Annotated in this window: 20 protein-coding genes, 1 tRNA gene and 1 pseudogene; 11 read left to right on the forward strand and 11 right to left on the reverse strand. The window is 73.6% G+C overall.

Annotation, left to right across the window (positions count from 1 at the left end; translation table 11 throughout):
* Positions 1-45: 45 nt before the first annotated feature.
* The gene (locus AB5J87_RS05740) at positions 46-525 is read left to right on the forward strand and encodes a DUF309 domain-containing protein (RefSeq protein WP_369383365.1); all 480 of its coding nucleotides are present in this window, start codon (positions 46-48) and stop codon (positions 523-525) included.
* A gap of 27 nt (positions 526-552) precedes the next feature.
* Here the strand turns inward: AB5J87_RS05740 and AB5J87_RS05745 are convergent, their stop codons facing one another.
* From AB5J87_RS05745 to AB5J87_RS05770, 6 genes are all read right to left on the reverse strand, one after another.
* On the reverse strand, positions 553-1,182 hold the full coding sequence (locus AB5J87_RS05745; protein WP_369374637.1) for a lactate utilization protein C: 630 nt from the start codon (positions 1,180-1,182) through the stop codon (positions 553-555).
* Positions 1,183-1,232: 50 nt separating this feature from the next.
* A complete protein-coding gene (locus AB5J87_RS05750; protein WP_369374639.1) occupies positions 1,233-2,651 on the reverse strand; it encodes a lactate utilization protein B in 1,419 nt (472 codons plus the stop codon).
* Positions 2,648-3,403 carry a (Fe-S)-binding protein gene (locus AB5J87_RS05755; protein ID WP_369374641.1) on the reverse strand — a complete coding sequence of 252 codons (756 nt, stop codon included), beginning with the start codon at positions 3,401-3,403 and terminating at the stop codon, positions 2,648-2,650. The genes AB5J87_RS05750 and AB5J87_RS05755 overlap by 4 nt, the downstream gene beginning before the upstream one ends.
* A 66-nt stretch (positions 3,404-3,469) precedes the next feature.
* A complete protein-coding gene (locus AB5J87_RS05760; protein ID WP_369374643.1) occupies positions 3,470-4,690 on the reverse strand; it encodes a cytochrome P450 in 1,221 nt (406 codons plus the stop codon).
* A 155-nt stretch (positions 4,691-4,845) separates the two neighbouring features.
* Positions 4,846-5,703 (reverse strand): ketose-bisphosphate aldolase, encoded by an 858-nt coding sequence (locus AB5J87_RS05765; protein ID WP_369374645.1) that lies wholly within the window; start codon positions 5,701-5,703, stop codon positions 4,846-4,848.
* Between the two features lie 42 nt (positions 5,704-5,745).
* On the reverse strand, positions 5,746-6,630 hold the full coding sequence (locus AB5J87_RS05770; protein ID WP_369374647.1) for an SIS domain-containing protein: 885 nt from the start codon (positions 6,628-6,630) through the stop codon (positions 5,746-5,748).
* A gap of 148 nt (positions 6,631-6,778) precedes the next feature.
* On the opposite strand from AB5J87_RS05770, the gene AB5J87_RS05775 reads away from it, so the two are divergent.
* Positions 6,779-7,558, forward strand: coding sequence for a DeoR/GlpR family DNA-binding transcription regulator (locus AB5J87_RS05775; protein WP_369374649.1), 780 nt, complete (start codon positions 6,779-6,781; stop codon positions 7,556-7,558).
* 28 nt (positions 7,559-7,586) lie between these two features.
* Here the strand turns inward: AB5J87_RS05775 and AB5J87_RS05780 are convergent, their stop codons facing one another.
* On the reverse strand, positions 7,587-8,186 hold the full coding sequence (locus AB5J87_RS05780; protein ID WP_369374651.1) for a TetR/AcrR family transcriptional regulator: 600 nt from the start codon (positions 8,184-8,186) through the stop codon (positions 7,587-7,589).
* Positions 8,187-8,355: 169 nt separating this feature from the next.
* Here AB5J87_RS05780 and AB5J87_RS05785 point away from each other — a divergent pair, with 169 nt between their 5' ends.
* The 3 genes and pseudogenes from AB5J87_RS05785 to AB5J87_RS05795 form a co-directional block, all read left to right on the forward strand.
* Positions 8,356-9,261, forward strand: coding sequence for a phosphatase PAP2 family protein (locus tag AB5J87_RS05785; protein ID WP_369374653.1), 906 nt, complete (start codon positions 8,356-8,358; stop codon positions 9,259-9,261).
* Complete coding sequence (locus AB5J87_RS05790; RefSeq protein WP_369374655.1) at positions 9,258-10,142, forward strand: DMT family transporter; 885 nt, start codon at positions 9,258-9,260, stop codon at positions 10,140-10,142. Before AB5J87_RS05785 ends, AB5J87_RS05790 begins: the two co-directional genes overlap by 4 nt.
* Positions 10,143-10,224: 82 nt before the next feature.
* Positions 10,225-10,338, forward strand: a pseudogene (locus AB5J87_RS05795) (CGNR zinc finger domain-containing protein); the annotation flags it as partial.
* Between the two features lie 77 nt (positions 10,339-10,415).
* On the opposite strand, the gene AB5J87_RS05800 reads toward AB5J87_RS05795, so the two are convergent.
* Positions 10,416-12,548: a TIM-barrel domain-containing protein gene (locus AB5J87_RS05800; RefSeq protein WP_369383366.1), complete on the reverse strand. Its 2,133-nt coding sequence runs from the start codon at positions 12,546-12,548 to the stop codon at positions 10,416-10,418.
* Positions 12,549-13,364: 816 nt separating this feature from the next.
* On the opposite strand from AB5J87_RS05800, the gene AB5J87_RS05805 reads away from it, so the two are divergent.
* The 3 genes from AB5J87_RS05805 to AB5J87_RS05815 all read left to right on the forward strand — a co-directional run bounded on the left by AB5J87_RS05805 (position 13,365) and on the right by AB5J87_RS05815 (position 16,262).
* Positions 13,365-14,375, forward strand: coding sequence for an SPFH domain-containing protein (locus AB5J87_RS05805; RefSeq protein WP_369374658.1), 1,011 nt, complete (start codon positions 13,365-13,367; stop codon positions 14,373-14,375).
* On the forward strand, positions 14,372-15,268 hold the full coding sequence (locus tag AB5J87_RS05810; RefSeq protein ID WP_369374660.1) for a hypothetical protein: 897 nt from the start codon (positions 14,372-14,374) through the stop codon (positions 15,266-15,268). The genes AB5J87_RS05805 and AB5J87_RS05810 overlap by 4 nt, the downstream gene beginning before the upstream one ends.
* Positions 15,269-15,500: 232 nt before the next feature.
* Positions 15,501-16,262: a BTAD domain-containing putative transcriptional regulator gene (locus AB5J87_RS05815; protein ID WP_369374663.1), complete on the forward strand. Its 762-nt coding sequence runs from the start codon at positions 15,501-15,503 to the stop codon at positions 16,260-16,262.
* Between the two features lie 52 nt (positions 16,263-16,314).
* Here the strand turns inward: AB5J87_RS05815 and AB5J87_RS05820 are convergent, their stop codons facing one another.
* Both AB5J87_RS05820 and AB5J87_RS05825 read right to left on the reverse strand, forming a co-directional pair.
* Positions 16,315-17,247 (reverse strand): phosphatidylglycerol lysyltransferase domain-containing protein, encoded by a 933-nt coding sequence (locus AB5J87_RS05820; RefSeq protein ID WP_369374666.1) that lies wholly within the window; start codon positions 17,245-17,247, stop codon positions 16,315-16,317.
* Between the two features lie 91 nt (positions 17,248-17,338).
* The gene (locus tag AB5J87_RS05825) at positions 17,339-18,013 is read right to left on the reverse strand and encodes a GDSL-type esterase/lipase family protein (protein ID WP_369374668.1); all 675 of its coding nucleotides are present in this window, start codon (positions 18,011-18,013) and stop codon (positions 17,339-17,341) included.
* 222 nt (positions 18,014-18,235) lie between these two features.
* On the opposite strand from AB5J87_RS05825, the gene AB5J87_RS05830 reads away from it, so the two are divergent.
* Together AB5J87_RS05830 and AB5J87_RS05835 are read left to right on the forward strand one after the other, a co-directional pair.
* Positions 18,236-18,332 (forward strand) — tRNA-Arg (locus tag AB5J87_RS05830).
* A 520-nt stretch (positions 18,333-18,852) separates the two neighbouring features.
* Positions 18,853-20,028, forward strand: a complete 1,176-nt coding sequence (locus AB5J87_RS05835) for a nitric oxide synthase oxygenase (RefSeq protein WP_369374670.1) — start codon at positions 18,853-18,855, stop codon at positions 20,026-20,028.
* Between the two features lie 396 nt (positions 20,029-20,424).
* On the opposite strand, the gene AB5J87_RS05840 is transcribed toward AB5J87_RS05835, so the two are convergent.
* Entirely contained in the window at positions 20,425-20,898 is a 474-nt protein-coding gene (locus AB5J87_RS05840) for a MarR family winged helix-turn-helix transcriptional regulator (protein WP_369374672.1), read from the reverse strand.
* A 191-nt stretch (positions 20,899-21,089) separates the two neighbouring features.
* On the opposite strand from AB5J87_RS05840, the gene AB5J87_RS05845 reads away from it, so the two are divergent.
* Entirely contained in the window at positions 21,090-22,307 is a 1,218-nt protein-coding gene (locus AB5J87_RS05845; RefSeq protein WP_369374674.1) for a Glu/Leu/Phe/Val dehydrogenase dimerization domain-containing protein, read from the forward strand.
* Positions 22,308-22,312: the final 5 nt, after the last annotated feature.

A 22,312-nucleotide genomic window follows, 5' to 3' on the forward strand; every position in this document is an offset into this window, starting at 1 on the left:
CGGTGTTCCGGAACGGGGAACGGTCTCGGGGACAATGGACGCATGGTGACTTCTTCGCGTCGGGACCGGGACGGCGAGGGGCGGGCGCGCAACGCCCGGCCCAGGGACGGGCTCGGGCGGCCGCTGCCCTATGGCGCGCCGGGCGTGGAGCGCCAGCCCGAGGGGGTGGTGCGCTCGCCCGAGGAGACCGTGCGGGAGGGGCAGCGGCTGCTCGACGCGGGGATGCCGTTCCACGCGCACGAGGTGTTCGAGGACGCGTGGAAGTCGCGGCCGCAGGGCGAGCGCGAGCTGTGGCGGGGGCTCGCCCAGCTCGCGGTGGGCCTCACGCACGCCGCGCGCGGCAACGCCACGGGCGGCGCCGCGCTGCTCGCCCGGGGCACCGACTCGCTGGGGCGGTACGTGGGGGTACCGCTGTACGGGATCGACCTCGGCGCGCTGACGGCCTGGGCCGAGGCGCTCACGGCCCGGCTGCCGGGGCCGGTCGACGCCCGCGCCGAGGCGCCCCGGCTCACCGGGTCGCGCTGACGCCCCGTCAGGGCGGGGTGGGCGCGGTCAGGACACCACCAGGACGACCTCCAGGGTGCGGGGGCCGTGGACGCCCTCCACCCGGTCCAGTTCGATGTCGCTGGTCGCGGACGGCCCGGAGATCCAGGTGAGCGGGCGCCCCGGATCGAGGCGTTCCATCGCCTGCGGTACGGACGCGACGATCTGCTCGGGGGCGCGGACCACGCAGACGTGGTGGTCCGGAATGAGCGTGATGCGGCGTCTGCCCTGGTCCGGTCCGCCGTCCAGGACGATCGTGCCGGTCTCGGCGATGGCGAGGGCGCAGCCCGTGACGACGCTGTCGACCTCGTCGAGTTCGGCGGCGGTGGAGTGCGCCCGGTCCGCGACGCGCGTCGCGGCCGTCCCGGCGAGCCACTGCGGGGGCAGGCCGGGCGGGACCAGGACCGTGGCCGAGCCGCGCGCGGCGAGCAGCCGTGCCAGCAGCCCCGGCAGGCCCGCACCGTCCGTGCGGTGGACGAGGGCGCGGTAGTCGGCCAGGTTCTCGTGGAGCAGGTCGAGCACGGCGGCGGGATCGTCCGGGACGTGCGCGGCCAGGTAGTCGCGCGGCCCCGCGGGAGCGTCGGGGGCACCCGCGAGGGCGCTGCGGATCCGGGCCAGCACGCGGTCGCGGGAGTTCATACGGGCACCTTCGTACGGGAACCTGGGGGTGGGGTCCGGCCTTCGGCCGCTCATTCCTCCCGCTCCTTCCACCAGTCCCGGAACGACTTCTCCGGGATCCGGGGCAGCTCGCGCTCGGCCGTCCAGGCCCCCGCGCCCGGCAGGCGTGCGAGGTGGAGGCGGCGGGTGCGGGTCGCCGCCCGTTCCGCTGCGGCCAGCACCGCCGGGCGGTCCATCGCCCAACTCGCCGCCTTCATCGCCGCCTTCTCCACCCGGTGCCCCGGGCCGCCCTGCCGCGCCACCCGCTCGCGCAGGTGGACCAGTACCTCGGGGATGTCGATGGCGACCGGGCACACCTCGTAACAGGCGCCGCAGAGCGAGGAGGCGTAGGGCAGGGAGGCGTCGATCTCGCTGGTGGTGCCGCGCAGTTGGGGGCTGAGGATCGCCCCGATCGGGCCGGGGTAGACCGATCCGTACGCATGGCCGCCCGCCCGTTCGTAGACCGGGCACACGTTGAGGCAGGCCGAGCAGCGGATGCAGCGCAGGGCCTGGCGGCCGACCTCGTCGGCGAGGGTGTCGGTGCGGCCGTTGTCGAGCAGGACGAGGTGGAAGACCGAGGGCCCGTCCCCGTCCGCCGTGCCGGTCCACATGCTGGTGTACGGGTTCATCCGCTCGGCCGTGGAGGAGCGCGGCAGCGTCTGGAGGAAGATTTCCAGGTCCCGCCAGGTCGGGACGGTCTTCTCGATGCCGACGACGGAGATCAGGGTCTCGGGCAGGGTCAGGCACATCCGGCCGTTGCCCTCGGACTCCAGGACGACGAGGGTGCCGGTCTCGGCGACCATGAAGTTGGCGCCGGAGACCCCCACCCTGGCGCGCAGGAACTTCTCGCGCAGATGCAGCCGGGCCGCCTCGGCAAGCTCGGCGGGGCTGTCGCCGAGGCCGTCGGGGGCGGGGCGGCCCCACGCGCCCATCTCGGCGCGGAAGATGTCGCGGATCTCGCCCCGGTTGCGGTGGATGGCGGGCACCAGGATGTGGGAGGGCCGGTCGTGGCCGAGCTGCACGATCAGTTCGGCGAGGTCCGTCTCGTACGCGGTGATGCCCTCGGCGGCGAGTGCCTCGTTGAGGCCGATCTCCTGGGTGGCCATGGACTTGACCTTCACGACCTCGCGCTCGCCGGTGGCCTTCACCAGGTCCGCGACGATGCGGTTGGCCTCGTCGGCGTCGGCCGCCCAGTGCACGGTGCCCCCGGCCAGTACGACGGACTCCTCCAACTGGAGCAGATAGCGGTCGAGATGGCGCAGGGTGTGGTCCTTGACGCGCTTCCCGGCCTCGCGCAGCCGCTGCCAGTCGGGGAGTTCGGCGACCGCCCTGGCGCGTTTGTCGCGGATGGTGTGGGTGGCGTGCCGCAGGGTGGCGCGCAGGGTCGGGTCGTGGACCGCGTCCCTGGCCGCCGCGGGGAACGCGGGCATGCCGACGAACGTGCCGCTCATACGTGGGGCTCCCCTTCGGTGGCGGCCAGGATCTCGGCGAGGTGCAGCGGGCGCAGCGGGCTGCCGCGGCGGCGCAGGATGCCGTCCAGGTGCATCAGGCAGGAGCTGTCGGCGCCGCACAGCACCTCGGCGCCGGTGGCCAGCGCGTGGTCGGCCTTGTCGGCGCCCATGGCCGCCGAGACGTCGGGGTTCTTGAGGGCGAAGGTGCCGCCGAAGCCGCAGCACTCCTCGGCGCCGGGCAGCTCCCGCAGTTCGAGGCCCCGGACGGCTTCGAGGAGCCTGCGCGGCCGTTCCCCGAGCCCGAGCGTGCGCAGGCCGTGGCAGGACGGGTGGTAGGTGACGGTGTGCGGGAAGTACGCGCCGACGTCGGTGACGCCGAGGACGTCGACCAGGAACTCCGACAGCTCGTGGACGCGCGGGACGAGCGAGTCCGCGATCGCCCCGAGCCCGTCGCCGCGGCCTTCGGCGGCGGCGCGGCGCGCGATGCGCGGGTAGTTCTCGCGGACCATCGCCGCGCAGGAGCCGGACGGGGTGACCACGTGGTCGTACCCCTCGAAGACCGTACCCATCCGGCGCACCAGCGGCTCGGTCTCGTGGCGGTAGCCGGTGTTGTACTGGGCCTGTCCGCAGCACGTCTGGGCGGGCGGGAAGTCGACCTCCACGCCGAGGCGTTCGAGGAGTCTCACCGTCGCGATGCCCGTGGCCGGGTACAGCGCGTCGTTGACGCAGGTGACGAAGAGGGCGACACGCATGATCGGAGGATAGGCGGTGGTCCGCGGCCCGGCGACCCCGCGTCGGGCGCCCGGCGCGCCCGGGGCTCACCACACCAGGTGCAGCTCCTCGGGCGAGCGGTGGATCATCGTGGGCCGCATGGTGAGGGGCGGTCCGTCCTCGGGCAGCCGCAGGCCCGGCAGTCGGCGGGTGAGCAGGTCCACGGTCAGGCGCAGCTGTTCGCGGGCCAGCTGGGAGCCGGGGCAGCCGTGGGTGCCGTGGCCGAAGGAGAGGTGGCGGGAGGGCTTGCGGGTGATGTCGAAGACGTCGGGGCGGTCGTGGCGGCGGGCGTCCCGGTTGGCCGCGCCGAACGCCACGAACACCGAGGCGCCGGTGGGCAGTTCGGTGCCGGAGAGCAGGACCGGTCGGGTGGTGATGCGGCGGAAGCCCTGGAGCGCCGTGTCGTAGCGCAGTGCCTCCTCGATCGCGGCGGGGATCAGCTCGGGCTTCTCGCAGAGCAGCTCCCACTGGGGGCGGTGGCGCAGCAGGTGCAGGACCGTGGTGCCGATCTGGGCGGTGGTCGTCAGATGGCCGGCGAGGAGGAAGTTCTGGAGGTGGGAGACGAGTTCGTGGCGCTCCTCCAGGGTGAGTTCCCCGGTGCCGGGCGCGAGCGCGGTGAGCAGCGCGGTGCACAGGTCGTCGCGCGGCCGGGCCCGTCTGGCCCGCAGATAGGTGTCCAGCAGGTGCTGCATGGTCACCACGTCGCGGGCGGCGGCGATCTGCTCGGTCTCCTCCAGCGGGCGGAACAGCAGCTCCTCGGCCCGGTTGCCGCCGTGCACGGCGACGGGCACGTCCACCGGGTCCAGGCCGATCAGCCGGCCGATGACCTCGCCGGGCAGCCGGGTCGCGAACTCCCCCATGAGCTCGACGCGCCCGCGCGCCGCGAACGCGTCGACCAGTTCGGCCGCGCGCTCGGCCGCGTACGGCAGGACGGCGGCCACCCGGGCCGGGGAGAGGCCGTGGACGAGGGGCGCGCGCAGCCGGTGGTGGTGGGGGCCGTCCGAGGTGACGACGACCGGGCGCCCGCCGAAGCCGGTGCCGAGTTCGGCCATGACCGCCGGGCCCGGGATCACGTCCGGCCGCAGGGTGTTGGCGGAGGAGAACGCCTCGGGGCGGCGCAGCACTTCCCGTACGTCGGCGTCGCGGGCGACCAGCCAGGCGTCCAGTTCGGGGACGAAGGTCAGCCCTTCGGCGCGACGGGCGCGCGCGTAGTGCGGATAGGGGTCGCGCTGGAGCGCGTCGAGCCGTGCGTGCCCATGCCTGTCCACACGCTCATCGTGTACGAAGCGCCGCCGGGGCGGAAGAGCACCGGTAGGGCCGGAAGTGCCCCGTGTGGGCGGATCGCGGGCGCGGGGACCGTTTTCGGCGCCCGTGAACGGCCGCCGGGCCCGGGGAAGGGGACCCGGCGGCCGTGCCCGGCGCGTCAGCCGTCCGCGGCCAGCACCCCGATGAGCCGGGTGACGGTGTCGGCCATCGCCTGGCGGCCCACCGTGAGGTAGCTGCGGGCGTCCACCGCCGCCGGGTTGGCGGCGAGGTACGCGCGGATCGCGTCGGTCATGGCGAGGTTCAGCGCCGTACCGATGTTGATCTTGGCCATGCCGCCGGCGACCGCCGCCGCCAGCTCCTCGTCGGGGACCCCGGACGAGCCGTGGAGCACCAGCGGCACGTTCAGCGCCCCGTCGAGCCGGGCCAGCAGCGCGTGGTCCAGGGTGGCCGTGCGGGTGGTCATCGCGTGGACGCTGCCGATGGCGACGGCGAGCGCGTCGACACCGGTTTCGGCGACGAAGGCGCGCGCCTGCTCGGGGTCGGTGCGGGCGCCGGGCGCGTGCGCGTCCAGCGGCGGCTGTCCGTCCTTGCCGCCCACCTCGCCCAGTTCGGCCTCGATCCACAGGCCCTGGGTGTGCGCCCAATCGGCGGCGGCCCGGGTCGCGGCGAGGTTCTGCTCGTACGGGAGCTGGCCCCCGTCGTACATCACCGAGCTGAACCCGGCGTCGGCCGCCTGCCGCAGCAGGTCGTCGCGCTTGACGTGGTCGAGGTGGAGCGCGACGGGCACGGCGGCGGCCTCGGCCGCGGCGACGGCGGCCCGGGCGAGCGGCAGGACCCGTCCGTAGCGGAACTTCACCGCGTTCTCGCTGATCTGGAGGACGACCGGCGACCGGGCGGCCTCGGCGCCCGCGATGACGGCCTCGGCGTGCTCCAGCGTGATGATGTTGAAGGCGGCGACGGCCCGGCGCTTGGCCGCGGCCTCGGTGACCAGGGCCCCGGTCTGGGCGAGTGGCATCGTGCTTCCCTGTCCTCTTCTTCCGGATGCGTGCGGCTGGGGTCAGGAGCCGTCGAGGATCACCGAGCGGGTGAGGTGGCGCGGGCGGTCCGGGTCCAGGCCCCGGGCGGCGGCCACGGCGACGGCCAGGCGCTGGGCCCGCACCAGTTCGGCGAGCGGGTCGAGGTGTCCGGCCACCCACTGGGCGCCGGTGGCCCGGACCTGCTCGGCGAGTCCTTCGGGCGCCTCGCCGAACATCCAGGTGGCGGTGGTGCCGGTGGAGATGCTGATCGGGCCGTGGCGGTACTCCATGGCCGGGTACGCCTCGGTCCAGGAGAGCGACGCCTCGCGCATCTTCAGCGCGGCCTCCTGGGCGAGTCCGACGGTCCAGCCGCGCCCCAGGAACGTGAACTGGCCGCGCCCGACGAGCCCTTCGGGCAGCGGTTCGGCCAGCGCGGTGCGCGCGTCGGCCACCGCCTGCTCGGTGTGGAGCCCGAGGTGGGCGCGGAGCAGGGTGAGCGCGGTGGTGGCGAAGCGGGTCTGGACGACGGACTCCTCGTCCGCGAACTCCAGCACCACGACGTCGTCGGCGGCCCGCATCACCGGGGTGTCGGGGTCGGCGGTGACGGCGGTGGTGCGGGCCTGGCCGCGCACCCGGCCGAGCAGCTCCAGGACCTCGGTGGTGGTGCCGGAGCGGGTGAGGGCGACCACCCGGTCGTAGCCGCGGCCCAGGGGGTACTCGGAGGCGGCGAAGGCGTCGGTCTCGCCCTGGCCCGAGGACTCCCGCAGCGCGGCGACGGCCTGCGCCATGAAGAGGGAGGTGCCGCAGCCGACGATCGCGACCCGCTCCCCCGGCGCCGGGAGCGCGTCCTTGTGGTGCACCGCCAGCTCGGCGGCCCGCTTCCAGCACTCGGGCTGGCTGCTGAGTTCGTTCTCGACATGGCTCATGCCGGGCTCCCACTCACTCTGAATGCGTGTTTGTGCAAAATATAGCTAGCTTTCAAGCACAATCAAGCATCTACGGGTGGGTTAAAGTCATCACTGACGGTGACGGCGCTCGGATGGCCGCCAGTGCACGGGAGAGAAGAGGGTCCGGATGTCGCGCGACGCCCGCTGGCAGGAGCTGCTCGAACTGCTCGTGGAGCAGGGCCGGCTGGACGTCGAGGAGGCGGCGACGGCCCTCGGGGTCTCCGCCGCGACCATCCGCCGCGACTTCGACCAGCTCGCCGAGCAGCAGATGCTGGTGCGGACCCGGGGCGGCGCGGTCGTGCACGGGGTCTCGTACGAGCTGCCGCTGCGGTACAAGACGGCCCGGCAGGCGTCCGAGAAGCAGCGCATCGCGAAGGCGGTGGCCGATCTGATCGCCCCCGGCGAGGCGGTGGGCCTGACCGGCGGCACGACCACCACCGAGGTGGCCCGCGCCCTCGCGGTCCGGCCCGAACTGGCCTCCGGGTCACCGGCGTTGACGATCGTCACCAACGCCCTGAACATCGCCAACGAGCTGGCCGTACGGCCCCAGTTCAAGATCGTGGTGACCGGCGGGGTCGCCCGGCCGCAGTCCTACGAGCTCACCGGGCCGCTGGCCGGGGGCGTACTGAACCAGATCACCATGGACGTGGCGGTGCTCGGGGTCGGCGCGTTCGACGTGGCGCACGGCGCGACCGCGCACGACGAGGACGAGGCGGGCATCAACCGGCTGCTGTGCGAGCGGGCCGAGCGGGTGGTGGTGGCCGCGGACTCGACGAAGCTGGGGCGGCGGACCTTCGCCCGGATCTGCCCCACCGGCCAGGTGGGCACGCTGGTCACGGACAGCGGCGTCCCGGACGAGACGGTCGCGCGGTTCACCGAGGCGGGCGTGACCGTACTGGCCGTCTGACCGCCCGGCGCGGCCATATGACGGAGCGTCAGTCCAGGCCGAGCGCCGGGAGCAGGACCGCCTCCAGGAACGTCAGGAACGCGTCCTCCCCGGCGAAACGGTCCTCGAAGAGGCGCTCCACCCGCAGGACGCCCATGAACGCGGGGGCCACGAACCCGATGGCGCGGTTGTCCGCCGCCACCTCGCCGCGCTCGACGCCGCGCCGCAGCATCGCGTCGAGCGCGGCGATCTCCGGGTTCAGGAAGGCGTCGCGCAGCGAGTCGCGCAGGTCGGGGTGCATCACATACGCCTGGCCGACGGCCTCCATCAGCTCGGAGTCGCGGCCCTTGCGGCGGGAGGCCGCGCGGGCCGCCTCGCGCAGGTCGCCCGCCAGCGTCCCGGTGTCGATGCCGGTGAAGAACGAGCAGCGGCTGTTCCCGAGCGCGGCCGTGACCAGGAGGGGCTTCGACTTCCACTGCCGGTAGAGGGTGGCCTTGCCGCACTTGGTGCGGGCGGCGACGCCCTCCATGGTGACGGCGTCGTAGCCGCCTTCGCGCAGCAGGTCGAGCACCGCCTCGTACAGCTCCCGCTCCCGCTCGGGGCTGAGCTTGCTGCGGCGTGCGGCGGCCGTCGCGGCCTGCGTCGACATCGCGTCCCTCCGGTGCGTGGGGCAGTGCTGGTGCACATCCGAGAGTAGGCCCCGCTCAACCGAGACGCAAACGTATCGAGACGTTTGCGTCTCGATGAAATCCGATCTAGCCTTCCTACGTTTGCTTGTCCGATTTCTGCTCGAAATCCCGTCTCAGAGGGGCCGGAGAATGGCTGCCGGTATACGTCCAGGGACCCGCCGTCCCACTGGACCGGAGACGACCGGTACCCCCCGGCCGCCCCTGGTGCGCGAGCTGCTGCTCGTGACCGCGCTCTTCGTCGTGTACAAGTTCGGCCGCCGGCTGGCGAACGGGCACGAGACCCGCGCCTTCCACAACGCCGACCGCGTCTGGGACTGGGAGCGCGCGCTGCACCTGCCCGGCGAGGGCGCGGTGCAGAGCCTCCTGCTCCACGACGAGACGCTGGTCCGCGTCGCCAACACCTTCTACGCCACCGTCCACTTCCCCGCGACGATCGCGTTCCTGGTCTGGCTGTACGTGCGCCGCCCCGCCCACTACCTCTGGTCCCGCCGGGTCCTGGCCCTGGTGACCACGGCCGCGCTCGCCCTGCACATCCTGCTGCCGCTGGCGCCGCCCCGGATGCTGGCCTCGGCCGGGCTCGTGGACACCGCGCAGGTGTACGGGCCGTCGGTGTACGCGGCGACGCCCGACACCGACACCATGGCCAACCAGTTCGCGGCGATGCCCTCGCTGCACTTCGGCTGGGCGCTGATGGTGGCGATCGGCCTGATCACCGCGGTCAGGGGCCGCTGGCGGTGGCTGTGGCTGCTGCACCCGGTGCTCACCCTGCTGGTGATCGTCGGCACCGCCAACCACTACTGGCTGGACGCGCTCGTGGCGACCGCGCTGCTCGGCGCCGCCCTCTTCCTCGTGCCGCGCCCGGAGCGGGTGCGCGACGGCCGCACCGTCGCCGTACGGGTGCACCGCGCCCCCGCGCCCCGGCCCGACGCGGCCCCCGAAACCGCCCATGCCCCGGAATCCGCCCTGACCTCCGGGCGCACGGGCCTCGTCTCCGAATCCGCCGACGCACCCGTGCTCGCGGAGGCGCTGCGATGAACGAGTCCGCCTTCCTCGCCGTCCTGCTCTCGCTCGGCTCGGCCGCCGGGTACGCGCTCGCGGCCGTCGCCCAGTCCCGGCTGGCCGCCGCCGACGGGGGCGGCGGACTGGCCGCCCTGCTGGCCCGGCCCCAGTGGTGGTGGGCCGTCGGGCTCAACGCGGCCGGCGCCCTGACGCACGTGGCCGCGCTGCACTACGGACCGCTCACCCTGGTGCAGCCGCTGGGCGCGCTCACGCTGGTCGCGGCGCTGCCCATCGGCGCGTACTACCAGCACCGCCGGGTCACCCGGCGCGAGTGGCGCGGCGCCGCCTGGACGCTGGCGGGGCTCACCGCCCTGATCGCCGTGACCGGGCCCGCGACGCCCGGCGACGCGCTCAGCCTGCGCGAGGGGCTCGCCGTCGCGGCGGCCACCGCGCTGCTGATCGCGGCGGCCTCCCGGGCCGGGGCGGGCTCGGGCCGCGTCGGCCTCGGCCACGCGACCGCCTCCGGTGTCGCCTCGGGCGTGGCCTCCGCGCTCACCCAGACCGTCACCGCCTCGCTCGCCCGGGAACTGCCGGGCGGGCCGATGGCCTGGTGGCAGACGGCGCTGCTGGCCCTGATCGTGGCGGCGTTCGCGGTGGGCGGGCTGCTGCTGTCGCAGGCCGCCTTCCGCGGCGGACTGGCCGCGCCGCTGGCCGTGGTGAACCTGGCCAACCCGGCCGCCGCCGCCGTCATCGGCGTGGCCCTGCTCGGCGAGCGCTTCCACGGCGGACCGCTGGGCTGGCTCACGGCGGCGGCAGCGGCGGCGGTGGCCGCGCGCGGTGTGCTCATGCTGACCGGCGCGGAGCCCCCGCAGGTCCCGGCCCCGCGCGCCCCGGAGCCGGCCCGCGTGCCGGTCTGATCCGGGGGCGCCCCGGCGGCGGCCCCTCACCCCGCCACCGCCCTGAGCAGGGCCGTCGTCGCCACCGCGCCCAGGCTGGTTCTTCCTGGACCGTACGCGCGGGGGCACCCGGCGCTGGTGCAGCTCGGGCGACTGCGGCAACCGCGACCGCGCCCGCCGCCACTACGCGCGCACCCACCCGGCGCCGCCCCACTGACGCGCCGACGGCGAAGGGCCGCACCGGGAATTCCGGTGCGGCCCCTGCTCTCGGACCGGATCAGCTTTCGGACCGGATCAGCCGAGCGTGACCGCGAAGCCGCGCGAGGTCGCGATCGAGGCCGTCTTCACCTCCGTCACACCGGTCGCGGCGTCGTAGAACCAGCCCTGCCCCGCCGCCGCCAGCTCCTGCGCGGAGCCGTAGTGGCGCAGCCGCTCACCGCCCGCCGTGACGACACCGGGCGCGGACTTCGCGTGCACGGTGAAGCGGTACGCGCGGGTGGCGGGCTTGCCGCTGTAGCTGCCCACGCTCGGGCCGACCTGGATGACCGAGGCCCGGCCTGCGGTGTGGACCTGGACCTTCTGGGTGGCCGAGGCGCCCTGGGCGAACTGCCGGGTGACGCCGTCGTCCTCGTACAGCGTGTAGGAGGACTTCCCCGTCTGCGGGTAGATGTCGTAGTCCAGCTCGCCCTTGTCGCGGGTCTGCCAGGACAGCGTGCCCTTGGGCCACATCGGGACGATCGAGCCGCCCCGGACGAACAGCGGGAGGGTGTCGAGCGGCGCCTTGTAGCCGTTGACCGTGGTCGGCCCCTGGTAGGTCTTGCCGGTCCAGTAGTCCGTCCAGGTGCCCTTCGGCAGGTAGATGCCGTCGCGCACCTCGGTGTCGCTGTAGACCGGGGCGACCAGGAAGTCGGGGCCCGCCAGGAACTCGTACTTGGCGTTCGCACCCAGGGTGTTGGGGTCGTCCGGGTACTCCAGGGAGAGCGGCCGGACCGCGCCGACGCCGGTCTTCGTGGCCTCCTTGGAGAGCCCGTACATGTACGGGATGAGCCGCTCCTTGAGCTGGAGGTACTTGCGGTTGATGGAGGTGTACGGCTCGCCGTCCAGCCAGGGCTGCTGGTCGTGCGGCTTCTTGGTGGTGAGGTCGCTCGACCAGCCGTCCATGGTCATGATGGCGGGCAGGAACGCCTTCCACTGGAGGTCGCGGGCGTACATCTTCGGGTCGTGGCCGTAGATGCTGCCCACGTCACCGGTGTTGTAGGCGATGCCGGAGAGCGTGGCGCCCGCGTAGGTGGGGATCTGCCAGCGGATGTAGTCCCAGCTCAGCTTCTGGTCGCCGCTCCACAGGACGCCGCAGCGCTGGGCGCCCGCCCAGGAGACCGGCAGCCAGACGAAGCCGCGGGCGTCGCTGTTGTCCTCGATCCCGGCCTTCGCCTTGTCGCAGCCGTCGAGGGCGAAGCCGTAGCCGTTGCCGACCCAGGCCACGTCCAGCTTGGCGACCCGCTGGCCCGCCTTGACCTGGTCGGCGAGCTTGTCGAGGCCGTCCTGGGTCCACAGCCCCAGCTGGGCGTTGTGCGCGTTCAGGCCCTGACCGGTCTCGGCGAGGTTCTCGTAGCCGCAGCCGTAGCCGTCGTTGACGAGCATCCAGCCGAGCGGCATCTGGTTCTGGGTGTAGCCGTCGGCGACCTTGAGCGCGTCCAGGGTGTGGCGCTCGCCCCGGTTGGCGTTGTGCAGGTAGCAGTCGGAGTCGCCGGGTTCGAGGCCGTAGACCGGCGGCATGAACGGCTTGCCCACCAGGGAGGTGTACTTGCCGATCACGGACTTCACGTCACCGGTGAAGTAGTAGGCGTCCAGGCGCCGTTCCTGCTGGCCGGTGCGGACCCGGGGCCCGAAGTCGTAGACGCCGGGCGTCATGGTGTTGCGGAAGACGCCGTAGCCCGCCGAGGAGACGTAGAACGGCTGGGAGTTGTTCCAGCCGCCCTCGTTCCAGTTGGTGTTGTTGCCGACGTTCATCACCTGGTCGCGGTGCGAGAAGCTGCCGTTCTGCTCGCCGCCGCCGAAGAACTGCTCGTCGGCGCCGCGCGCGAGGCTCTGGCGCAGCCCGCCGCCGGTCCAGCGCAGCGGGTCGGCCTCCTGCCAGATGGGGGTGCGGTTGTCGGCCTTGTAGAGGCCGAACCGCAGCGGCTTCTTGTAGACGCGCAGGACCGTGCCCTTGGCGCGGACGCCGTAGTAGGTGCCGGCGTCGAAGGAGCGGGTGCCGCGCTGGGGCGTGGGCCGGTGCTGGATCATCCGGCTGCCGGGCGGGTCGGCGAGGACGCCGTCCGGCGACGCCTGGAGGCGCAGGGTGTCGTCGGCGAAGAACTCGGCGCGCGCCTTGAGGGCGCCCGCCGCGATCTCGTACGTCCCGTCGCGCCCCGAGAAGGCGGTCAGGTTCCCTGCGTCGCTCGGCTCGGGCAGGTACGCCTTGCCGGTGAAGGAGTTGTCGTGCACGTCGTAGGGCACGACGACCACGTGGTACGTGCCCGACGCCTTGGGGATGACGGTGGCCTCGGGGTCGGCTGTGCCGGCGCTCTCGGCGACCTTCTTGCCGGCCGAGTCGTAGATGTAGAGGTCGAAGTCGTCGGTGGGCTTCTCCCACTGGATGGATACGGGGACACCGCCCTCCGGGTTGTCGTCCCACTGCCCGGCCGGGGCGTCGACCGTCAGGTCGAAGCGGGCGCAGACGGCGTTGGCGGGGTCCTCGGCGGCCGTGCCGCACTTGTCGGGCGAGCCGACCGTGCCCTTGGGATAGACGGGGCTCTGCCACGTCAGGCTCTTGGAGGCGGAGTCGAGGGTGCCGGCGGGAGGGGTGGCGCCGGGGGCGCCGTCCGCCGCCGAGGCGGCGGGGACGGTGAGCGCGGTCAGGGTGAGTGAGGCCGCCGCGAGCACGGCGGCGGCCAGTCTCCCCTGGCGGTGGCGAAGTTTCCGCAAGGAGTGTTCTCCGTTCGTACCGAGTCGCCCGTACCGAGCTGGTTCCGAACAACGAAGTGAGCAACGCGTGCGCATTAATGCTTGGAACGATGGATTTTCGAGCATCAAGATTCATGACGAGGCCAGTACATGTCAACGCCTTCGCGGATACCGGACAGGTAAAGCCCGAGCCCCGACCCGGTGTGCGAGCGGCGCGAGTTGATCCATTGCGTCACCTTGACGATATTCGGGGAGGCCGATATCGTCGCGCTGACGAAAACCGAAGGGGGGCCTTCCATGGCCGACATCGACCGGCGGTTCGGCTGGCGCCATCTGCGCAGCGCGCCCACCGCCCACATCCGCCACCACCGCCAGGGCAGGCTCGTCCACGACGGCCCGGGACTGAGCTTCTGGTTCCGGCCGCTGACCGCCGCGCTCTCCGAAGTGCCGGTCGACGACCGGGAGTTGTCGATGGCCTTCCACGCCCGCACCGCCGACTTCCAGGACGTCACCGTGCAGGCGACGGTGACCTACCGGATCAGCGACCCGGCCGTCGCCGCCGCCCGGCTCGACTTCTCCGTCGACCCCGACACCGGGGCCTGGCGCGGCGCCCCGCTGGAGCAGCTGTCCACCCTGCTCACCGAGACCGCCCAGGAGCGCGCCCTGGACACCCTGGCGCGCACCCCGCTGGCGGCGGCCCTGGTCGACGGGGTCGCCTCGGTGCGGGAGCGGATCGCCGAGGGCCTCGCGGCCGAGCCCAGGCTGCCCGCCACCGGCATCGAGGTGGTGGCGGTCCGGGTGGTCGCCGTGCGGCCCGAGCCGGAGGTGGAGCGGGCGCTGCGCACCCCCGCCCGCGAGCAGATCCAGCAGGAGGCCGACCGGGCGACCTACGAGCGCCGGGCCGTCGCCGTCGAGCGGGAGCGCGCCATCGCCGAGAACGAACTGGCCAGCCGCATCGAACTGGCCCGCAGGGAAGAGCAGTTGGTCGAGCAGCGCGGCACCAACGCCCGCCGCGAGGCCGAGGAGGACGCGGCGGCCGACGCCGTGCGCGCCCGCGCCGAGGCGGCCCGCACGGTACGGCTCGCCGAGGCGCAGGCCGAGGCGGCGCGCACCACCGGCGAGGCGCGGGCCGAGGCCCAGGCCGCCTGGCTGCGGGTGCACGGCGAGAGCACCCCGGCGACCCTGAACGCGCTGACCGCCGCCCGTCTCGCCGAGAACCTGCCCCGCATCGACAGCCTCACCGTCTCCCCGGACGTCCTGACCGGTCTGCTCGCCAGGCTGGGCCGCGCCGACGGGGAGCGCGGGTGAGCCTCGCGCCGCGCGCCGTGGTCGTCCACCGCACCACGGAGTACGAGGAGTTGCTGGCCCGGCACGGCACCCACGGCCAGGCCGCGTTCTTCCTGGCCTCGCGCGGGCGCTCGCTCGACGAGGTGGCCGAGCGGCACCGGCGCGCCCGGCGCGCGCTGGCCGAGGTCGACGCGGCGGTGCCGCTGCAGTGGCGCCGCTCGCGCGTGGAGCGCGCGGACCTGGACCGGTTCCTGTTCGCCCCCGAGGACGTCGTGGTGGTGGTCGGGCAGGACGGTCTGGTGGCCAACGCGGCCAAGTACCTGCGCGGCCAGCCGGTGGTGGGCATCGACGCGGACCCCGGCCGCAACGCGGGCGTCCTGGTGCGCCACCGCCCCTCCGACGCGGCCCGGCTGCTGCCCGCCGCACTCTCCGCCACCGGCGCCGACGAGCTGACCATGGTGGAGGCGGTCGCGGACGACACCCAGCGGCTGCTCGCGCTCAACGAGATCTATCTGGGCCCGCCCGGCCACCAGACCGCCCGCTACCGCCTCGGCCCCGACGAGCCGGACGCACCGGGCGAGGCGCAGGCGTCCTCGGGCCTGCTGGTCGGCACCGGGACCGGGGCGACGGGCTGGCTGCGCTCGCTGTGGCAGCAGCGCGGCAGCGCGCTCGCCCTGCCGGGCCCGGCCGAGGACCGGCTGATCTGGTTCGTACGGGAGGCATGGCCCTCCCCCACCACCGGAACCTCCCTGGTGGAAGGGGCACTTGAGGGGGACGAGCGGCTGCGGGTCAGCGTCGAGTCGGACCGGCTGGTGGCGTTCGGTGACGGGATCGAGTCCGACGCACTGGAGCTGACATGGGGTCAGACGGTGTGCGTGGGACGGTCGGAGACGGCGCTGCGCCTGGTCGGCTGACCCGCGGCCACCGCCGTCACCGGACCCCCGTGAGCCCCCTCACACCCGTGCACCGGCCAGTAATGACGTTGACCCTGTAAGGACCGAGAAATACGCTTCTTTCATGTTCGTCACGGGGTAAGATCACCGCTCTTCGAGCGGTGATCATCAATATCCGCCGGCACCGCCGGAAGATCCTGGTCCGGCGTCGGCGGAGTCGAAGGATTCCAGCACGAAGCACGGGGGAAGCACGTTGAAAGTTCGTCTGCTCGGATCTCTGGAAATCACCGACGGCCATCACACGTTCCGGATTCCCGGCGAGAAATTACGCGCGATCGTCGCCGCGCTCGCCCTTTCGCCGAACCGGCCGGTCTCACGTCACGATCTCATCGACGAGCTGTGGGGCGAGCACCTGCCCCGCAACGCGGAGAACTCGCTGCAGGGCCATGTGGCCCGGCTGCGCCGCATCGTCGAGTCCCGCACCGGCCGCGACGGGCCGCGCGGCCTGATCCAGACGTCCGGTTTCGGCTATGCGCTCTCCCTGCCCGAACGGGACGTGGACGCCGCCCTGTTCACCGCCCTGGTCCGGCAGGCCACCGCCGCCCGCCGGGTCGGGCCGGAGCGGGTGGTGCGCCTGCTCACCGAGGCGCTGGCGCTGTGGCGCGGGCCCGCGCTGGTCGACACCGGCCAGGGCATGATCAGCCGGCTCGCCTACACCCGGCTCACCGAGGTGCGGCTGATGGCGTACGAGCACCTCTTCGACGCCCAGCTCGACCTGGGCAGGCACCGCGAAGTGGTCACCGAGCTCCAGCAGCTGCACACGCAGTACCCGCTGCGCGAGCGGTTCTGCGAGCAGCTCATCACCGCGCTGTACCGGTCGGGCCGCCAGGCCGAGGCGCTCGACGCCTACCACCGCACCCGGCAGCGCCTCTCGCACCACCTGGGCCTGGAGCCCGGGGACGCGCTGCGCGCCCGCTTCCAGGACATCCTGCGCAGAGAGCCCGCCGCCATCTGACCGCGCCCGGCCCCGCACCGCCCGCTGCCGCGCCCCTGGAAGGCTCCGGACGTCACAATGCCCGGGCCGGGCGCAGCAGTTGGCCGAGGGCCTCGGCGGCGGCCCGGCCGCGCCAGGCCAGATAGCCGGGCTGCATCAGGTGCGGGTCCCAGATCCGCTGGTGGGCCAGGCGCCGGGCCGACGGGTGCCCGGCACGGCCGGCCAGCGCCCGCAGCAGCCGGGCCGCCGCCCGGCCCGGCGTGCCCACCTCGTACTGCGCGCCGAGCCCGGCCAGCGGGGTGAACCCGAGGTGCAGCCACTGCGCCCGCTCGGCCGAGAAGACCCGTACGGCTTCGAGGCCGACGGCCGCCAGGGCGCCGGGCGCGGTACCCGGCGCCGTCCGCGCCGCCTGGTGCAGCCAGCCGGGGCGGGAGCCGAGGACCGGCACGTACGCGACGTACGCGACGACCCGGTCCCCGACGCGCCCGGCGAACACCCTTCGCGGACCCGCCCCTTCGCGCCCGCCCCACTCGCGGATCCGGTCCGCGATGTCCTCGTGCGCCACTTCCCCGGCGGTCAGGCCCGCCGCCCACGCCCCGGACACCGTCTCGCGCAGTTCGGCCAGGCGGGGTCCGGCGAGGCGGAATTCGGGCAGGTAGACCGAGTACGAGGAGCCCGCCTGGTTCACCGTGAAGCCGCAGCGGGCGAAGAGTTCGGCGTCGGGGCGGCGCAGCCGGGTGGCGACCGCCTTGCGGCGGTGCTCACCGGCGAATTCCACGAAAGCCCGCAGCAGTCCCTCCTGGGCGTCGTCCGGGGCTATCACTCCCCCGGTCTGATGGAGATATCCACCGCGCGCCCGATAGGGAATGACTCCCTCCTTGCCCGCCACCGTGAAGCACTCGTTTCCCTGGCCCCTCGTGAGGAACGCGCTCGGATTGTCGCCGTAGGCGCGCAGGGCTCCCGATATCGTGTCGCCGCGGTCCACGGCGAAGCTGCCGACGCTCATGACATTCCCCCCTGTCGTGAGCGCATCGTCGCAGCCGCGCGTTCCACACCCCTGACGCCGCCGTCTCAGCGCGGTCTCAGCCCGTTCTCCGCTATCCCGGGAGCCGCGCCGCCAGCGCCCGTACCACCGCCGCCGCGGCCACCGCGTGGCCCCGGCTGTTGAGGCGGCCCGGCTGCGGGCCCCACAGTCCGGCCGGGTCGGCCGTCCCGCGCTGCTCCATCAGGTCGACGTACAGAGCCCCATGACGGAGCGTCACTATGTTCAGCCGCTCCACCAGCAGGCGCTGGCGCGCGCGGATCCGGTCGCGCAGGGCGGCGGGCACCTGTCCGGAGGCGGCCCAGTCCGGCGGGCTGACCACCACCGTATGCCCGCACCGTGCCTCTTTCAACGAGGCCAGAATTCGGCTGAGTTCGCTCTCCACCACGTCCGCGTCGAAGCCGCGCGCCCGCACGTCCGGACCGCCGCAGGCGAGCAGCGCCAGGTCGGCCCGGAAGGCGACCGCCTGGGCGAGCTGGCGGGAGCGGACCTCGGCGAGCACGAGTTCGCGCCGGGCCTGCACCAGGAGGCAGGCGAGACCGGGCCGGGCCTCGCGCAGCGCCCGGGCCACCCGGTCCGGCCAGACCCGGGGCCGGTAGCCGGGGACGGCGGCGCCCCGGGCGAGTCTGCCCTCCTGCCCGCTGAGGACCACGGCCCGCCGCCAGTCGGGCCCGGCCAGCAGGTCCCGGGCCTCGCCCGGCCGCAGACAGCGCGGATCGGCGTCCTCCATCGCACAGCCCAGCCTTTCGCTCAACCCCGCGCTGCCGTCGTAGTGACCCCGGCCCGGCCGAGTCAACCGGGCGGGGCGCGGCGGCGGCCGGGCCGGGGCGGATCGGGCCACCTCGGCGGGGGCGGGGGCGCCGTCGGCGGATCCGCCGGGTGAGACGCCCGTCTCAGCGGGGTCTCAGCGCGGTCTCAGCGGCCACCGCGAGGATCCATCCGTACGCCGACGGGAGAGGTACCCGAAGAGGTCCGTCGGGGCTCCGGACGCGGTCCGGACCGGGCAGCACCAGTGGCCCGCGCGGGTTCGACTCCCGCCCTCTCCGCCACAGCACAGTTCGCCGGGCGCGCCGAGGTGTCCGCCGATGAGCCCGTCCGCCGTCCACCGCGGTGGTGACCGATCCGGCCGCCGGAACGGACGCGCGAGAGACGGCTCATGAGGTCGCGCGGCGGACCGCGGGGGCCGGTACGCCCGTGGAGCTGGCTGTGACCGAGCGGCCGGGCCCCGCCCGCCGGCTCGCCCGTGGACCGGGCGGGCCGGGCGGCGGCCCGGCCGTACCGGTGGGGCGGGGGCGCGGCCGTCCCGGGCGGGCCGGAGCGGAGCGCGCCGCTCGGGCTTCGGCCGCTCGGCGTACGGCCTTGCGCCGTAGGGCCCTTCCGCGTACGGCCCCTCGGATTCACGGCCGCTCGTCGTACGGCGCAGAAGCGCGCACCCGGTCGAAAGCGGTCATCGCCCGATGCGAACACGCCATTGCCCACCACTGCTTCGCAACCGGCGTCCGGCGCCGTCGGTTCGCGGGCATCATCGGCGCCACCGATCGTCCGTCGTTGGGCCCGGAGGTGCGCGTGATGAGGAAGTTCCTGAGCAGGCCGAAGCGGCCGACGGGCCCCGGCCCGGACGCGGCCGGGGCCGCGCTGTGGCGGGAGGCGGCCGATTTCGTGCGGCTGCACCGCTCGGAGGAACCGGGCCTCGGCGCTCCGGAGGGGCGGCTGGCGGAGATACGTGAGGAGATCCGGGCGACGGGCACCTATCGCCACACCTCCGAGGAGCTGGTGTTCGGGGCGCGGGTGGCGTGGCGCAACAGCAACCGGTGCATAGGGCGGCTGTACTGGCGCTCGCTGCGGGTGCGCGACCTGCGCCACCTCACCGATGCCGAGCCGGTGGCCGAGGCGTGCGCGGAGCATCTGCGCCGGGCCGCCAACGGGGGCCGCATCCGCCCGCTGATCACGGTGTTCGCCCCGGAGGCGCCGGGGCGTGCGGCGCCGCGCATCTGGAACGAGCAGCTGATCCGGTACGCGGGCTACCGCACCGCCGACGGCTCGGTGCTGGGTGACCCGCGCAACGCCGGGCTGACCGATCTCGCGCTGCGCCTGGGCTGGCCGGGCGGTCCGCACACCGCCTTCGACGTGCTGCCGCTGGTCGTGGAGGGCGTCGACGACAAGCCGCGCGTCTTCGAGCTGCCCGCCGACGCGGTCCTGGAGGTGGCGCTGGAGCATCCCGAGGACGGCTGGGGCGGCGAGTGGGGGCTGCGCTGGCACGCGGTGCCCGCGATCTCCGGGATGTGTCTGGAGATCGGCGGCATCCACTATCCGGCGGCCCCCTTCAACGGCTGGTACATGGGGACCGAGATCGGCGCGCGCAACCTGGCCGACACCGACCGCTACGACCTGCTGCCCCGGATCGCCCGCCGCCTCGGCCTGGACACCAGCGACGACCGGACGCTGTGGAAGGACCGCGCGCTGGTCGAGCTGAACCGCGCCGTGCTGCACTCCTTCGACCGCGCGGGCGTCACCATGGCGGACCACCACGCCGAGTCCAGGCGTTTCGTGACCCATCTGGAGCGCGAAGAGCGCAAAGGGCGCACGGTGCCGGCCGACTGGAGCTGGATCGTTCCCCCCATGTCGAGCGCGACGACCGAGGTCTTCCACCGCACCTACGACACCGCCGAATTGCGGCCCTGCTTCGCGCATCATCCGGAGGCAGCCGCCCGGGCCCGGGGCGAATCGATTCGCCGGACCCCCTGACGGACACCGCGACGGGCGCCCGGTGGCCGCTGGGGTACGGGAGTACGTAGGCGGGCCGGGCGACCGGTGCGTACGGCGGGGTCCACTGGGAGACGGAGATGTCGTCGTACTCCCGTCCGGTGGCGACGGGGCCCGCGGGCCCGAACCGCCTGGTGTGCACGAGGGCCACGCCCCCGACAGGGGGCGGTGACACCTCGGGCAGAACGCTCGGCGGAGTGGGCGGTCCGCCGGAGTGCGGTCGGCCGGGGAAGGGTCCTCTCACGACTCCACGGCCAGCTTGGCGCAATTGCGCATGATACGCAAGAGTGACAGCGCGTCATGACCTGACGGATCGTCAAAACGCCTCGACGGCAAGGGACTTGATGTCGAGCGACAGCTGCGGGCGACCGGGCCGGGCTAGAGGCCCGGGGTCTCCTCCGCGACGGCGAGGCGTTGCATCAGCTCACGCAGCACATCGCGCTCGGCCGCCGACAGGGGCTGCAGGAACGATTCATGGACCTTGACCATCAGGTCGCCCGCATCGCGCAAGCACAGGCTGCCGCGATCGGTGAGGAAGAGCGCGAACGTCCGCCGGTCAGCACCCCGCCGGCGCTCCAGCAGGTTCTTGCTCTCCAGGTCGTCGACGAGCCCCACGATGGTCGTCCGGTCGATCCGCAGGGTCTGTCCGACCATCCGCTGGTTGATCCCGGGCTCGGAGTCCACCACGTTCAGCACGCCGAACTGACGGAGCGTGATGTTCAGATGGGTGAGCGCCTGCTCGGCCTGCTCGGTGAACCGCTGGCCGGCCTTGCGGAGGAGGAAGCCGTGCCAGCTTTGCAACCCCTGGAACAACGGCGGTGTCCCACTGTCCGGTTCCCTCTTCGTCACCACTTCTTCGGTTCACCCTCCAGTGGTGACGGTCCATCATGAGGGCCTCTTATCGGGCCCCTTGACTGCCAAGTCACCGGTCGGCCATGCTCCCGATCCGACAGAAACACTGATTGTCACTGTAGCAGACAATCTATCTTGCTCGAATCTGCGCGCTTCTGTTCCGCGCGATCTTCATGACCTACGGGGGAACCATGGTCAGCATCATCGAGTACGTCGATCCCGTCGAGCACTGTCCCGGCTACCTGGTGTACGACGCCACCGACTGCCGCCTCGCGGCGGGCGGGTGCCGCATGCAGGCCGGGCTCACCGCCGAGACCCTCATGACCCTCGCGGGGCGCATGACGCTCAAGCAGCGCGTGCTCGGGGTCAACGTCGACGGTGCCAAGTGCGGCATCGCCTACGACCCGCGCGGCCCCGGGCGCCAGGAGGTCCTGCGCCGCTTCGTCGCCTTCCTCGCCGACGAGCTCGGCACCCGCTTCAGCATGGGCTGCGACATGGGCACCCGGTTCGAGGAGCTGGACCGCATCGCCGCCGCCCTCGGCATCGGCTCGGCCAAGATCGCCGTCCGGCACGCCCAGCGCCTCGACGACCGCGACTTCCGGGCCCGGATGGACCTGCTGAACACCCGCGTCGGACTGCTCACCCTCGGCCAGCGCCGGGCCGGGCAGGCGCTCGCCCACAGCGCGCTCGCCGCCACCGCCCACACCGGCCGCCGCGACAGCGAGGTCAGCGTCGCCCTCCAGGGCTTCGGCAACCTCGGCCGGGCCGCCGCCCTGGCCCTGCTGGAGGCCGGGGTCCGCATCACCGTCGTCGCCGACGAGTACGGCTGCGCGGTCGACCCGCGCGGGCTCGACATCGCCCGCATGCTCACCCTCGACCAGCGCCGCCCCGTCCAGGGCATGCTGGCGGAGCCGATGCGGCTGCCCCGCGAGGCGCTCCTGGAGCTCCCCGCCGACGTACTGGTCCTGGCGGGCGGCGAGGACGCGGTGACGGCCGAGCGGGCGGCGCTGCTGCCGGTGCCGGTCGTGGCCGTCGGCGCCAACTGCGGCCTCAGCGGCACCGCCGAGCAGCTGCTGCTCGACCGGGGCGTGCTGGTCGTGCCCGACTTCATCGGCGGGATCGGCGGCTCGGCGTCGATGGAGGCGCTCTTCGGTCCGCGCACCACACCGACCGCGCCGGAGGTGCTCGACACCATCGGCACGATGATGCGCGAGCTCGTCGGGGACATCCTCAGCGGCGCCCGCGACCGCGGGGTGAGCCCCCGTCAGGTGGCCTCCGACATCGCGGCGTCGGCGATCGTGGCGCCCGGCGAGAAGCCGTACGGCGCCAGCCCCTACCGCCCGGCCCGCACCGCACCGCGCGGCAGCCGGGGGCGTTCCGTCCGTACTCCGCTGAAGTCCGAGAGGTGACCGCC

The organism is Streptomyces sp. cg36 (genome assembly GCF_041080675.1).
Lineage (GTDB): Bacteria > Actinomycetota > Actinomycetes > Streptomycetales > Streptomycetaceae > Streptomyces.

Coding starts and splice junctions, on each gene's coding strand:
- AB5J87_RS05745 (WP_369374637.1), bottom strand. CDS start 1,182: ATGAACTCCCGCGACCGCGTGCTGGCCCGGATCCGCAGCGCCCTCGCG.
- AB5J87_RS05750 (WP_369374639.1), bottom strand. CDS start 2,651: ATGAGCGGCACGTTCGTCGGCATGCCCGCGTTCCCCGCGGCGGCCAGG.
- AB5J87_RS05755 (WP_369374641.1), bottom strand. CDS start 3,403: ATGCGTGTCGCCCTCTTCGTCACCTGCGTCAACGACGCGCTGTACCCG.
- AB5J87_RS05765 (WP_369374645.1), bottom strand. CDS start 5,703: ATGCCACTCGCCCAGACCGGGGCCCTGGTCACCGAGGCCGCGGCCAAG.
- AB5J87_RS05770 (WP_369374647.1), bottom strand. CDS start 6,630: ATGAGCCATGTCGAGAACGAACTCAGCAGCCAGCCCGAGTGCTGGAAG.
- AB5J87_RS05775 (WP_369374649.1), top strand. CDS start 6,779: ATGTCGCGCGACGCCCGCTGGCAGGAGCTGCTCGAACTGCTCGTGGAG.
- AB5J87_RS05780 (WP_369374651.1), bottom strand. CDS start 8,186: ATGTCGACGCAGGCCGCGACGGCCGCCGCACGCCGCAGCAAGCTCAGC.
- AB5J87_RS05785 (WP_369374653.1), top strand. CDS start 8,356: ATGGCTGCCGGTATACGTCCAGGGACCCGCCGTCCCACTGGACCGGAG.
- AB5J87_RS05790 (WP_369374655.1), top strand. CDS start 9,258: ATGAACGAGTCCGCCTTCCTCGCCGTCCTGCTCTCGCTCGGCTCGGCC.
- AB5J87_RS05805 (WP_369374658.1), top strand. CDS start 13,365: ATGGCCGACATCGACCGGCGGTTCGGCTGGCGCCATCTGCGCAGCGCG.
- AB5J87_RS05820 (WP_369374666.1), bottom strand. CDS start 17,247: ATGAGCGTCGGCAGCTTCGCCGTGGACCGCGGCGACACGATATCGGGA.
- AB5J87_RS05825 (WP_369374668.1), bottom strand. CDS start 18,013: ATGGAGGACGCCGATCCGCGCTGTCTGCGGCCGGGCGAGGCCCGGGAC.
- AB5J87_RS05835 (WP_369374670.1), top strand. CDS start 18,853: ATGAGGAAGTTCCTGAGCAGGCCGAAGCGGCCGACGGGCCCCGGCCCG.
- AB5J87_RS05845 (WP_369374674.1), top strand. CDS start 21,090: ATGGTCAGCATCATCGAGTACGTCGATCCCGTCGAGCACTGTCCCGGC.